This window comes from Pseudomonas sp. HUK17 (assembly GCF_001566765.1).
Genome location: NZ_LSMW01000015.1, coordinates 41,433 through 63,960, shown reverse-complemented (window position 1 = coordinate 63,960; position 22,528 = coordinate 41,433). Strand labels below are relative to the sequence as shown.

At 64.3% G+C, this 22,528-nt stretch carries 16 protein-coding genes; 6 read left to right on the top strand and 10 right to left on the bottom strand.

Features of this window, described 5'->3' with window-relative positions; genetic code table 11:
- Positions 1-203 precede the first annotated feature (203 nt).
- Both AX284_RS10565 and AX284_RS10560 read left to right on the top strand, forming a co-directional pair.
- Positions 204-641, top strand: coding sequence for an HPF/RaiA family ribosome-associated protein (locus AX284_RS10565; RefSeq protein ID WP_068385253.1), 438 nt, complete (start codon positions 204-206; stop codon positions 639-641).
- Between the two features lie 82 nt (positions 642-723).
- Positions 724-1,782 carry an oxidoreductase gene (locus AX284_RS10560; RefSeq protein WP_068385250.1) on the top strand — a complete coding sequence of 353 codons (1,059 nt, stop codon included), beginning with the start codon at positions 724-726 and terminating at the stop codon, positions 1,780-1,782.
- On the opposite strand, the gene AX284_RS10555 is transcribed toward AX284_RS10560, so the two are convergent.
- Both AX284_RS10555 and rlmKL read right to left on the bottom strand, forming a co-directional pair.
- The gene (locus AX284_RS10555; protein ID WP_064306672.1) at positions 1,776-2,810 is read right to left on the bottom strand and encodes an acyltransferase family protein; all 1,035 of its coding nucleotides are present in this window, start codon (positions 2,808-2,810) and stop codon (positions 1,776-1,778) included. The two genes, AX284_RS10560 and AX284_RS10555, sit on opposite strands and share 7 nt — an antisense overlap.
- Positions 2,811-2,977: 167 nt before the next feature.
- Positions 2,978-5,149, bottom strand: a complete 2,172-nt coding sequence (gene rlmKL, locus AX284_RS10550; RefSeq protein WP_068385247.1) for a bifunctional 23S rRNA (guanine(2069)-N(7))-methyltransferase RlmK/23S rRNA (guanine(2445)-N(2))-methyltransferase RlmL — start codon at positions 5,147-5,149, stop codon at positions 2,978-2,980.
- 318 nt (positions 5,150-5,467) lie between these two features.
- Here rlmKL and rmf point away from each other — a divergent pair, with 318 nt between their 5' ends.
- On the top strand, positions 5,468-5,683 hold the full coding sequence (gene rmf / locus AX284_RS11765) for a ribosome modulation factor (protein WP_081594565.1): 216 nt from the start codon (positions 5,468-5,470) through the stop codon (positions 5,681-5,683).
- A 120-nt stretch (positions 5,684-5,803) separates the two neighbouring features.
- Here rmf and AX284_RS10545 read toward each other — a convergent pair whose 3' ends face one another.
- Positions 5,804-6,823 carry a quinone-dependent dihydroorotate dehydrogenase gene (locus AX284_RS10545; RefSeq protein ID WP_068385244.1) on the bottom strand — a complete coding sequence of 340 codons (1,020 nt, stop codon included), beginning with the start codon at positions 6,821-6,823 and terminating at the stop codon, positions 5,804-5,806.
- 184 nt (positions 6,824-7,007) lie between these two features.
- On the opposite strand from AX284_RS10545, the gene AX284_RS10540 reads away from it, so the two are divergent.
- Positions 7,008-7,883: a hypothetical protein gene (locus tag AX284_RS10540; protein WP_068385242.1), complete on the top strand. Its 876-nt coding sequence runs from the start codon at positions 7,008-7,010 to the stop codon at positions 7,881-7,883.
- Positions 7,884-7,890: 7 nt separating this feature from the next.
- Here AX284_RS10540 and AX284_RS10535 read toward each other — a convergent pair whose 3' ends face one another.
- The 4 genes from AX284_RS10535 to AX284_RS10520 form a co-directional block, all read right to left on the bottom strand.
- Positions 7,891-8,460, bottom strand: a complete 570-nt coding sequence (locus AX284_RS10535) for a biliverdin-producing heme oxygenase (RefSeq protein WP_026083593.1) — start codon at positions 8,458-8,460, stop codon at positions 7,891-7,893.
- Positions 8,461-8,487: 27 nt separating this feature from the next.
- The gene (locus tag AX284_RS10530; protein ID WP_026083594.1) at positions 8,488-10,899 is read right to left on the bottom strand and encodes a response regulator; all 2,412 of its coding nucleotides are present in this window, start codon (positions 10,897-10,899) and stop codon (positions 8,488-8,490) included.
- Positions 10,900-11,001: 102 nt separating this feature from the next.
- Positions 11,002-11,463, bottom strand: a complete 462-nt coding sequence (locus AX284_RS10525; RefSeq protein ID WP_017638932.1) for a response regulator — start codon at positions 11,461-11,463, stop codon at positions 11,002-11,004.
- A gap of 8 nt (positions 11,464-11,471) precedes the next feature.
- Positions 11,472-13,721, bottom strand: coding sequence for an ATP-binding protein (locus AX284_RS10520; protein WP_068385239.1), 2,250 nt, complete (start codon positions 13,719-13,721; stop codon positions 11,472-11,474).
- Between the two features lie 214 nt (positions 13,722-13,935).
- Between AX284_RS10520 and AX284_RS10515 the strand changes: the two genes are divergently transcribed.
- Entirely contained in the window at positions 13,936-14,961 is a 1,026-nt protein-coding gene (locus AX284_RS10515) for an alpha/beta fold hydrolase (RefSeq protein ID WP_064306677.1), read from the top strand.
- A 106-nt stretch (positions 14,962-15,067) separates the two neighbouring features.
- Here the strand turns inward: AX284_RS10515 and AX284_RS10510 are convergent, their stop codons facing one another.
- The 3 genes from AX284_RS10510 to AX284_RS10500 form a co-directional block, all read right to left on the bottom strand.
- Positions 15,068-19,915 (bottom strand): NAD-glutamate dehydrogenase, encoded by a 4,848-nt coding sequence (locus tag AX284_RS10510; protein WP_068385236.1) that lies wholly within the window; start codon positions 19,913-19,915, stop codon positions 15,068-15,070.
- A gap of 192 nt (positions 19,916-20,107) precedes the next feature.
- Positions 20,108-20,317 (bottom strand): SlyX family protein, encoded by a 210-nt coding sequence (locus AX284_RS10505; protein ID WP_064306679.1) that lies wholly within the window; start codon positions 20,315-20,317, stop codon positions 20,108-20,110.
- A complete protein-coding gene (locus AX284_RS10500) occupies positions 20,314-20,730 on the bottom strand; it encodes an HIT domain-containing protein (RefSeq protein WP_017638937.1) in 417 nt (138 codons plus the stop codon). The genes AX284_RS10505 and AX284_RS10500 overlap by 4 nt, the downstream gene beginning before the upstream one ends.
- Positions 20,731-21,098: 368 nt before the next feature.
- On the opposite strand from AX284_RS10500, the gene AX284_RS10495 reads away from it, so the two are divergent.
- Positions 21,099-22,403, top strand: a complete 1,305-nt coding sequence (locus tag AX284_RS10495) for an OprD family porin (protein ID WP_068385233.1) — start codon at positions 21,099-21,101, stop codon at positions 22,401-22,403.
- Positions 22,404-22,528 lie beyond the last annotated feature (125 nt).

Below are 22,528 nucleotides of genomic sequence, written 5' to 3'. Positions count from 1 at the left end.
GACGATGAAAGGTCGCGCATTATCAGTGGATAAAGGCAAAACGCCAGCGACCCGCGACCTCAGCGTCGCTTTCCAAACGTTGCGACAAGCCTCAACACTGCCAGAAGGAAACATCGGGTGACACGCACTCCGGACGAACAGCCTTGAACCTCGGCCTGACCGGCCTCATCCAATGGTCAGGCCCGTCAAAAAGAGGAAGCCGCATGCAAGTCCAAGTGAACAGTGACCACAACATCGAAGGCAGTGCCGGTTTGCAGAATTGGGTGGCGTCCGTGGTGGAAGACCGCCTGGATCGCTTCGACGAACTCCTGACCCGCGTCGAGGTGCATCTCAACGACGAAAACGCTGGCAAGTCTGGCGCCCAGGACAAGCGCTGCCAGATGGAAGCGCGCATCAAGGGCCATCAACCCCTTTCGGTCACCCACAAGGCCGAGTCTCTCGATCTGGCCGTGGATGGCGCGGCGGACAAGCTGTTGCGAGCCATTACCCACCTGTCCGGTAAGCTTGAGAAAAAGCGCCTTTCCGGTGGCGAACTCAATGACCCCCTGGCCCTGGAGGATTCCGCAGAGTTCCAGGATTCCTTGCGGCAGGACGAATTCCTTGAACGGGAGCAACTGGCTCACGATCATGAGTTGAAGTAAGGCAACCTCGCGCTTCAGCCTACAACCGGGGCCGCTCATCGAGCGGCCCCAGTCTTTTCCACCCCGGTAAAAAGGATGCTCCATGCCCTCCCCCTTTCGCGTCGCCCTGATCGGCTATGGCTTCGTCGGTCAAACCTTCCACGGCCCGCTGCTGCATTCCATCCCCGGCCTCACCCTGGAACTGGTGGCCTCGCGGGACGCCGAGCGGGTGCACGCCGATCTGCCCGAGGTACGGGTGACCGCGGATTACCTGGCCGCCGTGCAGGATCCGGCCATCGACCTGGTGGTGATCGCCTCGCCCAACCAGACCCATGCGCCCCTCGCCAGCGCCGCCCTGGCCGCTGGCAAGCACGTGGTGGTCGACAAACCCTTTACCGTCACCCTCGCCGAAGCCCGACAACTGGCCGCCGAAGCCGAACAGGCCGGGCGGTTGCTGTCGGTGTTCCAGAATCGCCGTTGGGACAGTGATTTTCTCGGACTGCAGGAGGTGCTGGCCAGCGGCGCCCTGGGCGAACTGACCAGCCTGGAATCGCGCATCGAACGCTTTCGCCCCGAGGTGCGCACGCGCTGGCGCGAAGCGGCGCTGCCCGGCAGCGGTCTCTGGTTCGATCTTGGCCCCCATCTGCTGGATCAGGCGCTCTGCCTGTTCGGTCTGCCCGAGCGCCTGCAGGCAAATCTGGTACGGCAACGCGCTGGCGCCCTCACCGATGACTGGTTCCAGGTGCAACTGGACTACGGCGCCCGCCAGGTGACCCTGAGAGCCGGTATGCTGGCTGCTGGCGGTGTGCCGCGCTTTCTCGCCCAAGGTACCGCGGGCAGCTGGATCAAGCAGGGAGCGGATCGCCAGGAAGACGCGCTCAAGGCCGGCGTACGCCCCGGTGGTCCGGACTGGGGCCAGGATCCTGATTCTGGCTGGCTCATCACGGGCGATGGCGAACGCCAGGCATTGCCGACGCCAGCGGGAGATCACCGCCGCTACTACCTTGCCCTGGTCGAGGCTCTTGCCGGGCGCGCCGCCAATCCCGTCCCTCCCGCCCAGGCCTGCGCCCTCATGGCCCTGCTGGAAGCGGCACAGCGTTCCTCGGCGGAAGGTCGGGCGCTAGTGCCCGAGCTCACGGCTGCCGAACGCGCGTCCTACTGACCCGCCACCCACTGCGGACGCCGTCCCGCCAGGCGTTCGCCCAACTGGCGCAGGGTGCGCGAGAGACGACGCTCGATCCACTCGTAGCTGCCCCAGGCCAGCAGCAGGATCACCGGCAGGCAGACCGCCAGGGTCTGGTAGGGGCTCAGCCCCCACTGCTGGTGCAGCCAGTAGTCGCCCAACCAGAGCACGATGACGTGCACCAGGTAGACCGAATAGGACCAGTCCCCCAGTGCCTTGCACAGGCGTGAGCCGGCGAACCAGGGTTCGAGGATCACGCAGGCGCCCACCAGGACCGCGCTGGGCACGCCCCAGGTCAGCAGCCGCCAGGGATGGTCCGCCGGAAAGGCCACCAGACAGACCAGTGCCGCCAGAGCAGCCGTCAGGGCCAGCGGCTTGGAGCCGCGCAGGGCGCCGCGCCGATAGAGCGCCGCCAGGCTCACGCCTAGCAGGAACTCGAAGATGATCGGATTGCGATAGAAACTGCTGACGAAGGACTCGCGGGCCAGCACCAGGCTGACGAGGATCACCAGCAGACTGACCACGCCGATGCGCCAGCGCTCGGCCACGCCAAAGGACAGGGCAAACAGCAGGTAGAACAGCATCTCGAAGTTGAGCGTCCAGCCTACCGGCAGGATCGGATAATGGCCGAAGCCCGCCGGGTTCTCGCTGGGGATGAAGAACAGCGAGAGTAGTAGTTCCCGTGCGGCGATCCCGTAGACCGGCATCACGTCGCTGGCCAGATAGAGGATCAGCGCCGTCACCGCGGTGTACAGCCAATAGGCCGGGACGATACGGGCGATGCGGTGCCAGAGGAAGGTGCTGCGCCTGAGCGATCGGCCGGCGGTGGACAGGTAGATCACGAAGCCGCTGAGTACGAAGAAGATATCGACCCCGACCTGTCCCCGGGTCGAGAGCAGATGGCCGCCGAGGCTGTCGGCGTGGAAGTCGAAGAACACCTGCATGAAGTGATGAAAGACCACCAGCCAGGCGGCCAGGGCCCTGAGAGCCTGCAGTGAAACCAGCATTGTAGAACCTTTCCCTCCTCGTCCCGCCAGGCACGACCCAGCGCCGCGCCGTCATTGTGGACGGCCTGGGCGGATCGGGTGTTCCCGGGAAAAGGCGGGATTGCGCCGGATCACAGGCTGAACGGATCGATGCTCGACCCGTTCAGCGGCAGTTCAGGCGGCGGGTCTCATTGCAGGCTGAGACGCCAGGCGCGGTGGATCTTGGGATTGCGCGCGAAATCCGGATCCAGGGTGCTGGCGCTGATCTCCTCGACGCGATAACGCTCGGCGAGGCCGGCATCCAACTCGAACTTGCGGAAGTTGTTGGAGAAGTACAGCACGCCATTGCGACTCAGGTGGGCCATGGCCGAATCGATCAGGGCGACGTGATCGCGCTGGACGTCGAACACGCCTTCCAGACGCTTGGAATTGGAGAAGGTCGGCGGATCGACGAAGATCAGATCGTATTCGCCGCGATCGTTCTCCAGCCAGTGCAAGACATCGCCCTGCTCCAGGCGGTGTCGCTCGGAAAAGCCGTTGAGCGCCAGGTTGCGTCGAGCCCAGTCCAGGTAAGTCCGCGAGAGATCGACGCTGGTGGTGCTGCGCGCTCCGCCCACCGCGGCCTGCACCGTGGCGGCGCCGGTGTAGCAGAACAGGTTGAGGAAGCGCTTGCCCTGGGCTTCCTGACGCAGGCGCAGGCGCAGCGGGCGATGATCCAGGAACAGGCCGGTATCCAGGTAGTCGGTGAGATTCACCAGCAGCTTGGCACCCGCCTCCTCTACCTGCAGGAATTCACCCTGGGCCGCCTGACGCTCGTACTGCTTGGTGCCGCTCTGCCGCTCGCGCCGCTTGACCACCACCAGCGCCGGATCGATGTTCAGGGCCTGGGGAATGGCGGCCAGGGCATCGAGCAATCGCGCCTGGGCCTTGTCCGGATCGATGGAACGGGGCGGCGCATACTCCTGCACGTGCACCCGGTCACCATAGAGATCCACGGCCACCGCGTACTCGGGCATGTCGGCGTCATAGAGGCGATAGCACTGCACGCCCTGGTTGCGCGCCCACTTGCCGAGCTGCTTGAGATTCTTCTGCAGGCGATTGGCGAACATCTGCCCGCCTTCGCTTAGCTTGGCCGGTTCCGCCGCCTGACCGATGGCCGAGCGCTCACCGCTGCGGCTGCCGGTGACGAACTGGCGGGTCTCCACCTCGAACATCAGCAGCTTGCAGGGCAAGGCGCCGTTCCAGAAGGCGTATTGCTTGTGACTGCGGATCCCCATGCGCTTGCCCAGTTCGGGCGCACCGGTAAAGACCCCCGCGCGCCAGCCCAGGCAGGCCTGGCGCAACCGCTCGCCGAGATTCTGGTAGAGATACAGCAGACTGGCTTCATCGCCCAGGCGCTCGCCATAGGGCGGGTTGCAGATCACCAGACCGGTCTGGCCCTTGTCGGGCCGCGGCTCGAAGCTGGCCACCTCGCCTTGGTAGACCTTGATCCACTCGGACAGACCGGCGCGCTCGATGTTGTTGCGCGCCGGCTGGATCAGTCGGGGATCGGCTTCGTAGCCGCGGATCCAGGCCGGCGTCCTGGCCAGGCCAGCCGCCGCCCGCGCTTCGGCTTCCTGATGCAGCTGCTGCCAGAGCGCGGGCACATGGCCCAGCCAGGCGGAAAAGCCCCAGCGCTCGCGGCGCAGGTTGGGCGCGATGTCCGCCGCCATCAGCCCGGCCTCGACCAGGAAGGTACCCACCCCACACATGGGGTCGGCCAAGGCCCCGCCCGCCGCGGCCAGGGCCGGCCAGCCGGCACGGATCAGCACCGCGGCCGCCAGGTTTTCCTTGAGCGGCGCCGCCCCCTGCTGCAGGCGATAACCGCGCTGGTGCAGGCTCTGGCCGGAGAGATCCAGCGACAGGATGGCCTGACCCCGCTCCAGGTGCAGGTGGACGCGCAGGTCCGGGGCGACCTTGTCGACCGTGGGGCGCTGCCCGGTGCGTTCGCGCAGGCGGTCGACGATGGCGTCCTTGACCTTGAGGGCGCCGAAATGGGTGTTGTCGATGCCCGCGCCCTGGCCGCTGAAGCCCACCGCCAGGGTGCCGTTGGGCGCCAGGTGCTCTTCCCACTCCACGCCATGCACACCCAGGTACAGCCCCTGGGGGTCCTCTACCGGGAAACGGGCCAGCACCAGCAGCACCCGGTTGGCCAGACGCGACCAGAGGCACAGGCGGTAGGCGTCCGCGAGACTCGCCTCGCCGCGCACCGCCGCGGTCTGGCTACGGGCTTCCTGTAGACCGAGGCCCTGGGCCTCTTCCAGCAGCAGGGTCTCGAGCCCCTTGGGACAGGTGAGGATGAGTTGTTGCATCGCGGACATCGTTGAATCCATAGGTTAGCGAAAGGCGCTTCTCTGCCTTTGGTCGGATTGACCGGTAAGGACAGCGCCTCCCGTGAAAGTTTGACTGCGTCTCAACAAGCCGCAGTGACGGCATTCCAGCGGCGGTTTATCGCCATTTCATTTCGATTTGATTACGTCTTATAGCTAAAAGGTCGTTCCCAGCCAGGGTCTCATTGGTTAGTAATTGACCACCCGCAGCGCGAAGGTGCGGGGCGGATGTCAGGACGCCGGCTCTGGCATCCAGGCCTGCAACGGGCCATGGACAATCTGCAAGTCAACCTACGAGGGCACTACCCTATGAGAAGACTCAAGCGTGATCCAATGGAACGAGCTTTCCAGCGTGGTTATCAGCACGGCATTGTGGGCAAATCGCGGGACCTCTGCCCCTTCACCCAGGACGCCGTCCGGCAGGCCTGGCTCAATGGCTGGCGTGAGGGCCGTAGCGACCAATGGGACGGCTACGTAGGCACCGCCGGTCTTCAACGCGTGAATCAACTTCAAGCCGTAGGCTAATTCGATTTCACTAGCGGAAGCCCGAGGGCTTCCACCAGCGTTCTGGTTTTGTTCCAGTCAGATCCCTTCCCAGGATCAGGGACCCGGTCCCACGGGGGCTCCCAGCGAGCCCCCTATCCCTCAGCGGCGTGCTGCCGCGATCGCGTCCACGGCTTCGCGGATCAACGCCGGTCCGCGATAGATGAAACCGCTGTAGAGCTGCACCAGACTGGCCCCTGCGGCGATCTTTTCCGCCGCATCTTCCCCCGACAGGATCCCGCCCGCCGCGATGATCGGCAGCCGGCCACCCAGTTCGCCCGCCAAGACCCGTACCACATGGGTGCTCTTTTCCCGCACCGGAGCGCCCGACAGGCCACCAGCCTCGGCGGCATAGGGCAGATTCTCCACCCCTTCGCGCCCCAGGGTGGTGTTGGTGGCGATGATGGCGTCCATTCCAGCATCGCGGATCGCCTGGGCGGTCAGCACGATTTCCTCATCGGTCATGTCCGGGGCGATCTTGATGGCGATGGGCACCCGCCGGCCATGCTGGACCGCCAGGTCTTCCTGGCGCTGGCGCAGGGCTTCCAGCAGGCTCTTGAGCGCATCGCCGAATTGCAGACTGCGCAGGCCGGGCGTGTTGGGCGAGCTCACGTTCACCGTGATGTAGCTGGCATGGGCGTAGACCCGGTCCAGGCCGATCAGGTAGTCGTCCACCGCCCGCTCCACCGGGGTACTGGCATTCTTGCCGATGTTGATCCCCAACACACCCTGGAAGCGTGCCGCCTTGACCCGTTCGATCAGGGCGTCGACACCCGCATTATTGAAACCCATACGGTTGATGATGGCGTCGGCCTGTTCGAGACGGAACAATCGCGGCTTGGGATTGCCCGGCTGCGGCCGTGGCGTCACGGTGCCGATCTCGACGAAGCCGAAACCCAGGCCGGCGAAGCCGTCGATGGCGGCGCCGTTCTTGTCGAGTCCGGCGGCCAGGCCCACCGGATTGGGAAACTCCATACCCATGACCTGGACCGGCAGCCGACCCGGCCGTCGTCCGAGACCGGTCAGGCCCAGACGACCCGCGGCACCGATCAGATCCAGCGCCAGATCGTGCGATCCTTCGGGAGACATTTTGAAAAGCAGAGGACGGAGCGCGTCGTACATGGCGGACTCACAGGCAATTCGGAAAGCGCGCATTATACAGGCTTGCCAGCGGCCATACGTCGCTCGCGCCGGACTCGAACGGTCACTCGCACAAAAGATCCTACCTTTCGGGAATCATTTGACGATAGCGCGGTCTTTGCCACGCTAGAATCGGCCGTGCGTTCCTATCCGCCCCGGAGATCCCATGAGCAACAGTGCCAACCTCCTGGGCAGCCCCTGGTCTTCATTGGCCTTGCATCTGCATCCTTCCCTGGCCAGCCGCCGCATCCAGCGCTGCCTGGAGCGGCTGGCCGACGCCTTCGTCCCCTTGCCCGCGCCAACCGACAGCCTTTGGTGGGATGAAGGCCATCCGTTGCATCTGCTCCTCGGCCTGCCACGCGCCGCCCTGTCCGGTCCGACCCAGGAGATCAAGAGCCGGACCCATGCCTTGCTGAGTCAACTGGTGGTGGCTGAAACCGTTCAGGTCGCGGCCCTCGACCTGCGCGCCATCGATGGACTCTGCCAGCGTCTAGGCGACAGCACACCCGCGACGGTGGTGCAGCTGGAGGAGCTGGCCGCCCTGCCCGCGGCGCGCGAGCAGGTGCGGATCATCGGCTATCGGGATTTTCAGGCGGCGCTCTATCGCACCCTGCCGAATCTGTCTGCGGAACAGCCCTTGCGCTTGCGCCAGGCCAGCTGGCGCGGTACTCGGCTGTTCCTGGAAAACGACCCAGCTACCACGCTCGCCTTTGCCAGCATCATCGCCTATGCCCGGATTCGCGGCATCGCCGTGGAAGTGCCGGCGCAGATCCAGCGTCTGCGCCTGGATCCGGCGGCCATCGACCGCCTGCAAGAGGCCTTTGCCCTCTATGCCCTGCCCAACGCGGTCTGGAACCACCCGGATTTCATCCAGGTGCTGCTGGGGCTGAAGCTCGACTATGCGCGCCTGCCGCTGCCCGCACCGGGCCAGGATCTGGAATGGCTGCTGCTGCCCAACGAGGTGGCGAGCACCCGGGTCCTCGCCGAGATTCTCGAACGCCTGGGCGCGGCCGAGGTGACCGGCTATCTGAGGGCGCTCTAGCGATCACTCAGCAGGCGATGACCGCAGGCGCGTGACGCTGCCCCGCCGCCAGGAAGACCTCGAAGGCCAGCCGCTGGCCGGCCAGCATCGCCGGGTGCAGACGCGCATCGCGGCCGGCCTCGTCCAGGCGCTGCAGAAATCCCGGCCAGGCGCCCTGGGGGGGTACGTGGCCCAGATAGGCCCGGGCATCGCGTACCGCCTCATCGGGACTCTCGCCGGCATGGCGATCCAGCAACCGCGATCCCAGCCGAGATCCCTCCAGCACATAGGCCACCCCCCAGCACTCACCCTCATCGAGCAGACGCTCGAGGGCGACGGGTTCGGGCGGGGCGGCGGCCAGTTGCTGCAGATCTTCCCCCAGCACTTCGGTACGGCGACGCTCGGCCCAATCGGGCAGCAGACGCTGGATGCCGGAGCGCTCCAGGAGCGCTTCGAGGCCGATCAGCGCCTGGGCATGGGCTTGCAGAAAGGCGGTGTAATGGGGCCGGGTCTGCAGTGCATAGCGGCCGAAGGTCGCATCGACCTGCTCGTGCAGGGCACCGCCCTCGGCGCGCAACATTTCACGGATGGTGGACACGCAAATACCTCATGGTGACGGCGGCCTTCAGAGGGGCGAAGGCTGGGGCTTCTCGCCGCGCAGGGCTGCCTGCAGCCGTGCTGCCAGGTCCGCTTCGCGAAAGGGCTTGGGTACGATGAATGATTGTTCCGGATCGAGCTCGCCCAGTTCGGCGTAGCCGGTGATGAAGACCACCGGCAACTGTGGCAGCCGCTTGCGCACCTGACGGGCCAGTTCGGCACCGTTCATGCCGGGCATGGCGAAGTCCGCCAGCAACAGATCGATCTGCGGATCACGCTCCAGCGCGCTCAACGCCGCGAAGCCGTTGCTGGCTTCCACCACCTGATAGCCGAGATCGGCCAACAGGGCGGCGGTCACGTTGCGTACCGCGTGATCGTCGTCGACCAGCAGAATGCGGCGTTCGGCGGCCTGTTCGTCACGATCCATGGCGGGCAGCCCGATCGGATCCAGGGCATCCTCCGCCTCGGTACGGGGCAGATAGACCAGCACCGTGGTACCGCTGCCCATCTGCGTCTCGATGCGCACACCGCCACCGGACTGCTTGGCGAAGCCGAACACCTGGGCCAGGCCCAGACCGGAGCCCTTGCCCACCTCCTTGGTGGTGAAGAAGGGTTCGAAGGCCTTGGCCAGCACCTCTTCGCTCATGCCGGTGCCGGAATCCTGCACCGCCAGCAGCACGTACTCACCGGGTTCGGGTTCTTCGGGACGCTGGGGCGGCTCGCTGATGGTCTGGTTGGAGGTGCTCAGGCGCAGGGTACCGCCGACCGCCATGGCATCCCGGGCATTGATCGCCAGGTTGAGGATGATGAGCTCGATCTGGGTCGGATCGACCAGCGCATGCCAGCAATCGGCGCGCAGATGGGTCTCGATCCAGACGCTGCCACCCATGGTGCTGCGCAGCAGTTCGAGCATGCCCTCGACGGTTTCGTTGAGCTTGACCGGCTTGGGCGCCAGGCGCTGCCGGCGGGAAAAGGCCAGCAGCTGAGCGGTGAGCTTGGCGCCCCGCTCGCCCGCTTCGCGGATGTTCTGCACCCGCCCCTGGGTCTTGTCGCTGGCCGCTAGGCGCGTCAGGTCGCGCTCGAGGAAGCTGGCGCTGCTGAGCACCACGGTGAGCAGGTTGTTGAAGTCGTGGGCCACGCCCGCGGTGAGCTGGCCCACGGCCTCCAGCCGCTGCATCTGCTGCAGGGTCGCTTCCACCCGCTCGCGCTCGTCGATCTGCTCGCGCAATTGGCGATTCGCCGCGGCCAGCTCTTCCATCGCCAGGACTTCCGAGGAGATGTCGCGACCCGAGCAATAGGTCATGCCCGCATCCGGTACCGCCGTCCAGGAAATCCAGCGATAGCTGCCGTCGCGGTGACGGATACGATTGACGAAGCGCTGGCTGGTCGCGCCATTGGCCAGCTGCTTGAGTTCGTTGTCGGTGATGAAGCGTTCGTCGGGATGCACCAGCGTCAGCAGCGAGGAATCGAGCAGCTCCACGCGGGACCAGCCGAGATTCTCTTCCCAGGCCGGGTTGAGCGCCACCAGGGTGCCATCCGGCTTGCACACCAGCAGCAGATCGCGGGTGAGATCCCAGGTCCGATCACGCTCGCGGGTACGTTCTTCGACGCGTTCGCCGAGACTGACGTTGAGCCGCTCGAGCTTTTCCGCGGCATCGCGCTGCTGGGTGATGTCGAGCATCACCCCCAGGAAGCGGGTGCAGACGCCGCTTTCGAAAAAGGGCTGGCCACGGGTCTCGACCCAGCGCTGGGCGCCGTTGTCCAGACGGATGCGGTACTCGCTGCGGTAGTCGTCGTCGCGCTCGTCGGCACCCGCCTGGCGGACCGTGTCGAGAAAGCGTTCGAGGCCGTCGCTGCCGCACAGCCGTGCGAACACCTCGAGATCGACCACCGCATCGGCTGGCAGGCCGAACATGGCCTTGCAGCGTTCGTCCCAGACCAGGGTACGGCTGGCGGGCAGGTATTCCCACATGCCCAGTCGCGAGGCGTCCATGGCCAGGCGCGATCTGACCTCGAGACTGTGCAGGGCTTCTTCGGCCCGACGCCGCTCGCGGCGCTCGTGCACCACCAGCAGCGCTCGCTCGACGGCCTTGGCCAAGAGCTCCATGCTCTGCTTGAGCACATAGTCGTTGGCCCCTAGGCGCATCATTTCCACGGCGTGCACTTCACCGAAGATGCCCGAGACGAAGATGAAGGGCGTTTCCGGAGCCAGCGCTCGCGCCACCCGCAAGGCCTCGGCACCCGAGAAGCCTGGCAGGATGATGTCGGAGAGGATGATGTCGTAGGTCTGCTGGCTCAAGGCCAGGGTGAGACCGGTACGCTCATAGACGATCTTGGATTGCAGCTCGAATCCATGTCTTTCCAGCTCGATCAGAATCAGCTCGGCATCGAGCTTGCTGTCTTCTACCAGCAGGATCTTGATCTGTTTCGAGAGAGGCATAAACGGGCGTCGGCCTTGAATCTGTTCGCTCAGGGGAACCGGTTCGCGCATGTCTGCCTGTCGCGGATAACTGGATACGGATGAACTGAGCTTGCTCACTCGCTAGCGGCCAGTCCGCCTGGTGACACGTCGCGATCCTGGGGGCGGCTCATTGAGCACAGCCCAGAATACGCCGAGATCACTGATCGCGGCGACGAAATCACGAAACTCGACCGGTTTGACCACGTAAGCGTTCACGCCCAGTTCGTACGCCTTCTCGAGATCAGGTTCTTCGCGTGACGACGTCAGCATGACCACGGGGATGCTGCACAATTCGGGGGTACCGCGCACCAGTTCGAGCACCTCGAGGCCATCGACCTTGGGCAGCTTGAGATCCAGTAGCATCACCGCCGGATTACCAGGCTCCCGGTCAGCATGAGGCTCTCGCCGCAGCAGATAGTTCACCGCCTCGGCGCCGTCGCGGAGCACCACGACATCGTTGGCCAGCTGGCTGCGCTCCAGAGCTACCAGGGTGAGCTCCAGATCGTGCGGATTGTCTTCGACCAGCACAATGGGTTTGAGCATGAACAGAACTACCTTTTGTGTACCGGCGACGGTCGTTGTTTGGGAAGGGCGAAGTAGAAGGTTGCGCCCTCGCCGATGGCGCCCTCTGCCCAGACACGACCGTCATGGCGTTCGATGATGCGTCTGACGCTGGCCAGGCCGATGCCGACCCCTTCGAATTCGTCGGCGTGGTGCAGGCGCTGGAAGACGCCGAACAGCTTGCCCACGTAATCCATGTTGAAGCCGACGCCGTTGTCCCGGACAAAGACGATGTCCTCGGAATCGCTCGGCAAGGTGCCGATCTCGATCACCGCGGGGTCTTCGTAGCGACTGTATTTGATGGCATTGGCCAGCAGATTGCGCAAGGCGAGATGGACAAAGGCGGCGTCGGCGATGACCACCGGCAGGGGGCCGATGTGCCACTCCACCTGACGCTCTTCATAGTCCGGCGCCATTTCTTCACGGATGGCTTCCACCAAGGCCGTGAGGTTGACGTCGGAATAGCGAATAGCGGCCCGGCCCATCTGCGAAAAACTCAGCAGATTGTCGACCAGGCTGCCGGCGAAGCGCGCCGAGGAGCCAATGTTCTCCAGGAAGCGCCGACCGCGATCCGACAACTTGCCGCCTTCGATGTCGCCCAGCAGCTCGGCATAGCCGGCGATATGGCGCAACGGCGCACGCAGATCGTGGGAGACGCTGTAGGAGAAGGCCGCCAGCTCCTTGTTGCTGCGTTGCAGCTCTTCGGCCAGCTCGGCCATTTCTTCGGCCTTGCGCAAGACGATCCCGCGCACCGCGTTGCGCAGTTCGATGGCGCTTTCCAACTCCAGGGGGGACCAGGGCAGCGACAGACCACGTACCGTCTCCTGCCACAGCGCAAAGCTCTGTCGCGGCGACAGGCGCCCATCGCTGCCTTCCTGCTTGGTCGGGCGCCCCGCCCAGTTGACCACCTGGACCAGCTCGCTGCGGAACCAGATCAGGTAGTGGGAATGCAGTTCGGAAATGGGTACGGCGAGGACTCCGGCGGCATACCCGGCGAGCTCGGGCAGCTCGGCGATGTCCTTGGCCACGTTATCGGTGACGTAATGATCCTTGACGTTGACCGACAGCCATTCGACCAGGCTGTCCACCACCTCGCGCGGCGGCACCTGACCGATCAGCTCGGTACCGTCGGAGGAGATGATGGCGGCACCCTGGGCCCGGGCGAAATCCAGATAGACCTGCGGCAGTTCCAGCAGCCCCTGGCAGACACTGTCGCGGTCGGCCATGGCCGACAGCATCTGCACCATGGATTGGCGCAGGGCCAGACGGCGGTCGGATTCCGCGTGGGTCTCGGCCGCATCGATCTGCAGCGACAGCACCCGGCCAAACAGCTCGCAGGCGGTACGCGTCTGGAACGACACCCGCTGGGGCTGACGATCATGGCAGAGCACCAGCCCCCAGAGGCGGTCACCGACCACGATGGAGATGGACATGGATGCCAGGGTGCCCATGTTTCTCATGTACTGCAGATGCACCGGTGACACGCTGCGCAGCTGCGCGAAGCTGAGATCCAGCGGTTGCCCGGTCGATGGATTGATCGGCGGCTGCAGCGGCGAGGGCTGATAGCAGGCATTGCCGATCACCCGGATACGGTTGGCCAGGTACAGATGCCGGGCTTGGGCCGGAATGTCCGAGGCGGGGAATCTCAGCCCCAGGTAGGTGGGTACCCCCGGCGCGCACTCCTCGGCCAGGACCTGACCATGACCGTCGTCGTCGAAGCGATAGATCATGGTGTGATCGAAACCGGAGATACGCTTAGCTTCGCGCACGGCGAGCGTGGCGATGGCGTCGACGGTTTCCGCCTGATGCAGTTGCTCGATGAACACCCGCACCATGGGATAGAGGGTATTGAGGCCGAGTCGACTGTCCACCGGCGCCTCGAACTCGACGATCAGCACCCCGCCGAAGCGATGCATGAACAGGGCGAAGGTCTGCTGTCGCGATCCCAGGGTCACGTCACCCTGATAGATGGGATTCTGCTCTTCCTGGGTCAGGGCGCCAAGCATCGCGGGCAGATCTCGATCCGGCAGCAATTCGCCCAGGGTGCGTCCCAGCACCTCCTCCACGGCAATCCCGAGGTACTCGAGCACATTGGCGCTGGCCTGCACGATGCGCAGATCCGGCTCTTCCACGGCGAACAGGAAGCCATGTTCCTGGATACTGCCGGGAATGTGGATCGGCTCATTGGCACAATCGGCCAGAGCATCGGGCTGCGTCTTGGAGGGTGACTCGAGCGCCAAACCGGGAACCTCGTGTGATCGGGGAGAAACGCAGGGAAGAGGTGCGCAAAAAGGGAATCAAGAATCGTCCAGACTACCAGACCCTGGGCGGGAGGCGAAGCGAAACGGCACCCACCCTGACCACCTGCCCAAAAGGCGATAGCCCGTCCGGGGCAAGCCGGAATCTTCACCCCTGGCGTCTGGTCGGACCTGGTTTAGCCCCTGGAATCCATCCATGTCCCTGCGCCTCGCCCTCCCCCTGGCCACTCTGTTGCTGAGCCCACTCACTCAGGCGCAGTCCGTCTATGGCGAACGTCTCGAAGGCTTCGACTACGCTTTTCCGGTCAAGACCTTCAGCTTCGACTCTCAGCGCCAAGCGTTGGAAATGGCCTATCTCGATGTCGCGCCGAGCGGAAAACCGAACGGCCGAACCCTGGTCCTGCTGCACGGCAAGAACTTCTGTGCCGGTACCTGGGCACAGAGCATCCAGGTGCTGAGCGCTGCCGGCTATCGGATCGTGGCCCCGGATCAGATCGGTTTCTGCAAATCCAGCAAGCCGGCGCACTATCAGTACAGCTTCCAGCAACTCGCCGCCAATACCCGCGCCCTGCTCGACCACCTGGGCATCGCCCGGGCGACGCTGATCGGTCACTCGACCGGCGGCATGCTGGCGACCCGCTATGCGCTACTCTATCCCGAGGCCACCGAACAGCTGGTACTGGTCAACCCCATCGGCCTGGAGGACTGGAAGGCCCTGGGCGTGCCCTATCGCAGCATCGACCAGTGGTACGCCCGGGAACTCAAGACCTCCGCCGATGGCATCCGCGACTACGAGCGCAGCACCTATTACGCCGGCCAGTGGTCGCCGGACTACGACCGCTGGGTCGACATGCTCGCGGGTCTCAACAACGGGCCGGGCAAGGAGCGGGTGGCGTGGAACTCGGCACTGATCTACGACATGATCTACAGCCAGCCGGTGGTCTATGAATTCGCGCGATTGCGCATGCCCACCCTGCTGCTGATCGGCCAGCGCGACACCACGGCCATCGGCAAGGATGCCGCGCCAGCCGAGCTCAAGGCGCAGCTGGGCCGCTATCCCGAATTGGGCAAGGCGGCGGCGCGGCGTATCCCCCAGGCGACCCTGGTGGAATTCGAGGATCTGGGCCATGCGCCCCAGATGCAGGCGCCGGAACGCTTTCACCAGGCACTGCTGCAAGGGCTGAGTACCCTCAAGGCTCTCTCAACGCCGTCCAAACCCTGACCCGCTTCCACCGGTAAAAAAGGCGGCGCACCCGAGGGTACGCCGCCTTTTCATGGCACTGTCGGATCAGGGCGCCCGCGAGATCCAGTCGCGGGTACCCGTCGCCTCAGACGCTGCTGCTGGCCAGATCCGCCAGTTCACGACTGGCGACGCTGTACATCGCATAGTCCTGGCCGCTGGCATTGCGCAGATCCACCAGCAGGCCCCGCCAGCGCTCCACCGCCGCCCGATGACGTTCCAGCCACAGTGACAACCGGGCTTCCGGATCGCTCGGCGCCTCGCTCAGATTGAGCATGGCGACGGTGATGGTGCGCTGCTGCACATCCACCTCGTCGCGGAACGCCTCGCGGGCCAGGGCCTGCCAGGCATTGGCCACCGGCAGCTGGTTGAGCTGTTGCTGATACCAGGCCAGATCCAGCACATCGCCCGCCGCGAACCAGGTGGCCGCCACCGCCAGCGGATCCTGGGCGGTGACCTCCGCCGCCTGGATCACCGGCAGCAGCGTATAGATGTGGTTGGTCCCGGCGACCACGCGCGCCAGCAGCTCGGGTACGCCCGCCTCGGTATAGGCGCGGAAGCGCTCTTCCCAGTCCTGGCGCGGTTCGCCTTGCAGCAGTTCATCCAGGCGTACCCCCAGGGCGGCGATGCGTGGCCCGAAGAAGGCCGCCACGGCCCCGGCATCCAGGCCGCTGCGATGGCTGCGCAGGAACCAGCGGGTGGCCCGGCGCCCCAGGCGCATCAGTTCGCTCATCAGACGCAGCTGCAGGTCAGCCGGCACCTGATGATCCAGGGCTTCCACCTGACGCCACCAGTGCGGCAGGTGCAGCACGTCGCGCATCACCACATAGGCCCGGGCGACATCGGCCGCGCTCATGCCGGTGGATTCGCACAGGCGCTGCACGAAGGTGATGCCCATGTGGTTGATCAGGTCGTTGGCGATCTGGTTGGCGACGATCTCGCGCTTGAGGCGGTGGCGCGCCATGGCCTCGGGAAATTGCTCGGTCAGGCGTTGCGGGAAGGCGCCCTGCATGTCGCGGGCGAGGTAGTCATCATCCGGCACCGAAGAGGCCAGCAACTGTTCCTTGAGGTCGATCTTGCTGTAGGAAATCAGCACCGACAGCTCGGCCCGGGTCAGCCCCTGTTCCTTGGCCGCGCGTTCGGCGAGCACCTCATCGCTGGGCAGGAATTCGAGGGTACGATCCAGCTTGCCGCGCCCTTCGAGATCCACGATCAGTCGCTGGTACTCGGCCAGGTGGGTCCGCGCGCGATACTCCGCCAGGGACAGGGCCCCGGTCTGCATGTAGTTGTTGGCGACCACCAGCTCGCCGACCTCGTCGGTCATCTCGCCCATCAGCGTATTGCGCTGCTTGACGGTCATGTCGCCGGCGGAGACCACATCGCCCAGCAGGATCTTGATGTTGACCTCATGGTCGGAACAGTCCACGCCCCCGGCGTTGTCGATGAAGTCGGTGTTGCAGGCGCCGCCGTGCAGGCCGAACTCCACCCGCGCCAGCTGACTCATGCCCAGGTTGCCGCCCTCGCCGATCACCTTGGCGCGCAGGTCGCAGCCATCGACGCGCAGACCGTCGTTGGCCTTGTCGCCGATATCGGCGTGGGTTTCGAAGCTGGCCTTGACGTAGGTGCCGATGCCGCCATTCCAGATCAGGTCCACCGGCGCCTTGAGCAGGGCGTTGATCAGCTCGTTGGGCGTCAGGTGATCGGCGGTCAGTTCGAAGCGCGCCTTCATCTCGGGGCTGATGGCGATGCGCTTGGCACTGCGCGGGAAGATGCCGCCGCCCTGGGAGATCAGGCTGGCGTCATAGTCGGTCCAGCTCGACCGCGGCAGGTTGAACAATCGCTCGCGCTCGACATAGCTGCGCTCGGCGTCCGGGTTGGGATCGATGAAGATGTGCAGGTGGTTGAAGGCCGCCACCAGCTCCAGGCTACGCGAACGCAGCAGGCCGTTGCCGAAGACGTCGCCGGCCATGTCGCCGATGCCCACCACGGTAACCGGATCGGTCTGGACATCGATGCCGCGCTCACGGAAGTGACGCTGCACGCTGACCCAGGCACCCCGCGAGGTAATGCCCATCTTCTTGTGGTCATAGCCCGCCGAACCACCGGAGGCGAAGGCGTCGTCGAGCCAGAAACCGTAGTCCTGGGCGATGCCGTTGGCGATGTCGGAGAAGGTCGCGGTGCCCTTGTCGGCCGCCACCACCAGATAGGGATCGTCGCCGTCGTAGCGCACCACCGCGGCCGGCGGCACCACCTCGCCATCCTTGAGATTGTCGGTGATGTCCAGCAGACCGCTGATGAAGATGCGGTAGCAGGCGATGGCCTCGGCCTGGATCTCGTCACGGGAGCCACCGGTGGGTAGCCGGCGCGGCACGAAGCCACCCTTGGCGCCCACGGGCACGATCACCGAATTCTTGACCTGCTGCGCCTTGACCAGGCCCAGCACCTCGGTGCGGTAGTCTTCCTCGCGATCCGACCAGCGCAGGCCGCCACGGGCGACGTTGCCGAAGCGGAGGTGCACCCCTTCCACGCGTGGGCTGTAGACGAAGATCTCGTAGCGCGGCACCGGGCGCGGCAACTCGGGAATGGCCTTGGGATCGAGCTTGAAGCTGAAGTAGGCCTTGGGCTTGCCGGCGGCATCGGTCTGGAACACGTTGGTTCTCAGGGTCGCCTTGATCAGGTCCAGATAGCGCCGCAGGATGCGGTCTTCGTTGAGCACCGCGACGTCGTCGAGGGCGCTGAGGATGGCCTGCTCCAGCCGCTGCTGCTTGTCGTCCAGGTCTTCGCTGGTCATGCGCCGCGCCAGGTAGAACTTCATGCGGAACAGCCGCACCAGTTCCCGGGCGATGTCGACATGAGCGTTGAGGGTGGCGGCGATATAACCGATGTCGAAGCCGATGCGGATCTGCTTGAGATAGCGCGCATAGGCCCGTAGTACCGCGACGTCACGCCAGGGCAGCCCGGCGGTCAGTACCAGCCGGTTGAAGCTGTCGTTTTCCGCCTGGCCGTCCACCACCTGGACGAAGGCGTCCTGGAAGGTGTCGTTGAGTTGCTGCAGATCCAGCTCGAGGCCGGCCACGGTGGTGAAGGCGAAGTCATGGATCCAGTAGCGGCGGCCATTGCGATGACGCAGCTCGTAGGGGAATTCGCCGAGCACGCGCAGGCCGAGATTTTCCAGGATCGGCAAGACGTCCGACAGCGCCAGGGGCGTGTCGGCGTGGTAGAGCTTGCAGTGCAGAATGTTGTCGCCGGTCTGGGTCAGCGGCTGGTAGAAGCCCATGGCCAGACGGCGATCGTCCTTCAGGGCCAGCAGGTGCCGCATGTCCACCACGGCCAGGTGCGGCGCGAAGCGCTCGCGGTAGCCGGCCGGGAAACCCAGCGGGTAATCGGCCAGGATGGAGGTGCCCTGGGCTTCGCCGAAGCTGTCCACCATCAGGCTGGCGAAATCGTCCTTCCAGCTGCGGCAGGCCTGCACCATCTCCTGCTCCAGGCGCGCCGGATCGACATCCTGGGGCTGCAGGGGATCGACGCGCAGGATGAACTGCACCCGCGCCAGCACGGATTCGGAGAAGAAGGTCCAGAATTCGCAGTCGGTGCCGTGCAGGCGATCCATGAGGATCTGCTGCATGCGCTGGCGGACTTCGGTGGAGTAGATGTCGCGCGGCACATAGGCCAGGCAATAGAAGAACTGGCCATAGGGATCGCGGCGCAGGAAGACGCGCACCTTGCTGCGTTCCTGGATCTGCACGATGGCCATGGCGGTGCTAAAGAGATCGTCCACCGGGGTCTGGAACAGATCGTCCCGCGGCAGGCCTTCGAGCACCTGCGCCAGTTCCTTGCCCAAATGGGCGCTGCTGTCGAAATCGGCGCGGCGGCGCACCTCGTCCACCTTGCGGCGGATATAGGGGATCTCGCGCACGCTGTCGTTGTAGACGCTGGAGGTATAGAGGCCCATGAAGCGATGCTCGCGCACCACCCGGCCATTGGCGTCCACCTCGCGCAGGGAAACGAAATCGGGATAGGCCGGACGATGCACCCGGCTCGGGTCGGCCGCCTTGGCAAAGGACAGTAGCACCGGCTCGCGCAGGTAACGCAGCGGATCACCGGACAGGCTGATCTCGGCCGTCTCGGGACGGCCGCGCAGCCGCCGCGACAGCCCCAGCAGGGAGTCGGGCAAATAGCGTTGCACCGCGGTCTCGCCATCGCCTTCGACGGTGAATTCCTCGTAGCCGAGGAAGGTGAATCTGTCGTTGCGCAGCCAGTCGAGGAAGGCCTTGACCTCGGCCAGCTCCCCCTCCTCCACGCCCGCCGGACGACGATCCAGCCAGGTCAGCAGGTCGCCGACCTTGGCCTTCATGGCGGCGAAGTCACCCACGGTCAGGCGGACCTCGCCGAGGATCTCCTGCAGCGCTGCCTCCAAGGCGCGCAACTCGCTGGTTGCCGCGCAGCGGTCGATCTCAAGGAACATCAGGGCTTCGCGGGTCACTCCTTCGCCCTGCTGGCCCTTGGGCAGCAGCTCGAGCAGACGACCCTGGGCATCTCGACGGACGCTGAGAACGCTGTTCTGCAGGGTATGGACGCTGTAGCCCTGGCGATTGAGTTCCATGCGCACCGAATCCACCAGGAACGGCGAATCGGCGTGCAGCACCTCGACCACAGTGTGGCTCGATTGCCAGCCGTGTCGCTCGTAATCCGGATTGAAGACCTGCACCCGCGGCTCGGCCGGATCGAAGACGTCCAGCAGGCGCCAGGCCGACAGCACGCAGCCGACCAGATCGGACAGCCGACGTTGGGTGAGTTCTTCCAGCGGGACGATGCCGAAGAACTGGGCGGTGAAGCGATCCAGTTGTTCGAGGGCATCCCCTTCGACATGGGCCGCGAGGGCATTCTTGAGTTGTTGTTGGAAATCCGCTTGGCTGGCAGCGGTGAAAAACGCCATAACCGTACTCCGTCCTGAAGGTGCTGTGGGCTTCGCTCCGCAGAGGACAGGCCTCTCCCGGAGCGAGTTCCACAAGGGACGAGGCCGGACTGCACCAAAAAAGTGCAAGGATGCAGTGCCGCTAGAGTAGCCGGCAAAGCCGCCTGCGCACGTATGTCAGGGCGACAACAAGATTCAGCTGCGGAACGGATCTCAATAGTGTGGCGGCGGGGCTTCGTCCGGCATGCCGCCACCCCCTGCGCTCTGCAACTCCGCCTGGCGTTCGGCCAGCATGCGGATCTGCGCCGCGCAACGATCCAGGGTCCGCTGCTGCTCGACGATGATGTCGTTGAGGGTCTGGATGGTGTCGTCCTGGAACGCCTGGCGCATCTCCAGGTCGGCGATACGTTCTTCGAGGGTCATGCCTGTGCCTCCTGTTCGAGCAGCCCCTGCCAGCGCTGCGCGGCCGCGCGGCCGGCGGCTTCGCCATAGGGCTCACGTGGCGAGTGCCCCCATACCGGGCCGGGCCAGGCCGGGTCACCTTCCTGCCGCAGCAAAACATGCAGGTGCAATTGCCTGACGATGTTGCCCAGGGCACCGATGTTCAATTTTAGATCTGGCTGAGCGCCACGCAACACCTGGGCAACAAGTGTCACCTCTCGCCACAGTTGCACCTGATCCTGGGGTGACAGATCGAGGACCTCGGTAACACCTTCGCGCCGGGGTACCAGCACCAGCCAGTCATAGCGGCGATCGTTCAGCAGCAACACCTGGCACAGCGTCAAGGACGCCACTTCCAGGGAATCGCTCGCCAGTCGTGGATCGATTTGGAACATCTCATCTCCTGCCAACACAGGTCAGCACTAAAAGTGTGCATGACTTTGGGTGAATGAAACCTTTGGTGTCACAAAGGTGCAATCAGTCCTTCCGAAACTGCCCATTGCCTGGAGAACAACCGAGCGATAGACAGGCGGGCACAGGAATTGCCGTTTTGTGCACGCTTTTTGCTATCACGATCCGGGTACGACGATCGGAAGGGAACTCTTAAAGAATTTTCTTAAGAGTCTTGGTTAATCCGCTCATCACACGCAAAATTTTGATGAAGCCTATCGCCCCTCCAAGAGAGGTGCTATATGTGCCGCCATTAGAACAAACAGCCACGGCTGACACGATGGCTGACTTTCAACCCAAAGGAGCATTTCTGATGCAAGCGATGAAGTGGAGCATTCTCGCCCTGGCCGTAGCCGCAGGGACCACTCAACTGGCTTTCGCCGACCAGCAGTCCGAATCCAAGGGCTTTGTCGAAGACAGCAAGCTGACCCTGTTGAACCGTAACTATTACTTCAACCGGGATCGTGATGGTGGAGCGAATGACCGGCGCGACTGGAGCCATGGCTTCCTGCTCAATTATGCATCGGGCTTCACTCAAGGTGTCGTTGGGTTTGGTGTCGACGCGAGCGGTTATTTGGGTCTGAAGCTGGACGGTGGTGCGGGTTACGCAGGAACCGGCAACTTGCCGGTCGGCAGTGATGGTAGCTCCAGAGACGAGTATTCCTTTGCCAACGCCGCCGTCAAAATGCGCATTTCCAATACAGTCCTGAAGTATGGCTATCTGCAGCCGACTTCGCCGGTCTTCGCTTTGGGTGGTAGCCGCCTGTTCCCCGCAACTGGTACCGGCTTCATGCTGACCAGCGAAGAGATCAGCGATCTGTTCCTGGAGGCTGGCTATTTCACCGATGCACGCGATGGCGTAAACACGTTCCACAACGGTGACATCGGTACGAGCTACTCGGGCGCGCTGGCCGACTCGGCCACCTATGCAGGCGGCAAGTACAAGATCAACGATCAGCTGAGCGCCTCGCTCTATTACGGCAATCTGGAAGATATCTGGAATCAGTACTACGCGAACGTGAACTATGTGGTTCCGTTTGGCGCCAGCCAAGCGCTCACCTTCGATGCGAACTACTACTACACCAAGGATACCGGTAACGCCAAAGCCGGCGATATCAGCAACAACACCTACTCCTTGGCCGCTGCTTACTCCTTCGATGCCCACACCATTACTCTTGGCTTCCAGAAAGTGAATGGCAATACGCCCTTCGACTATGCGGCAGCTGGCTCTACCAATGGCGGCGGCGACGGTATCTTCCTGGCCAACTCCATACAGTTCTCTGACTTCAACGCCCCCGGTGAAAAGTCATGGCAACTGCGCTACGACCTGAACATGGCTACCCTAGGCGTGCCGGGTCTGAGCTTCATGACAAGATATGTTCGGGGCACCGACATCAAAGACAGCACCAACGGCGTCTACAGTGCTTATGGCGATGGCGACAAAGAATTCGAAACCAACGTCGAAGCCAAGTACGTGCTGCAGAGCGGCCCGGCCAAGGACCTGTCCTTCCGCATCCGTCAATCCTGGCACCGTGGCGATGCCAGCACCGGCAGCGGCGGCAGCGGCAACATCAACGAGTTCCGCCTGATCACCGAGTACCCGCTGAGCATCCTGTAAGGGACAGCGTCACTCGCACGATCCAGCAGCCCGGCATTCGCCGGGCTGTTCTTTTCCGGCCTCCGGTCGGCGCCGCCTGCGTCCCTGTACGCCCTGCCCCACCCCGCCGTACAATGCCGGTCCCG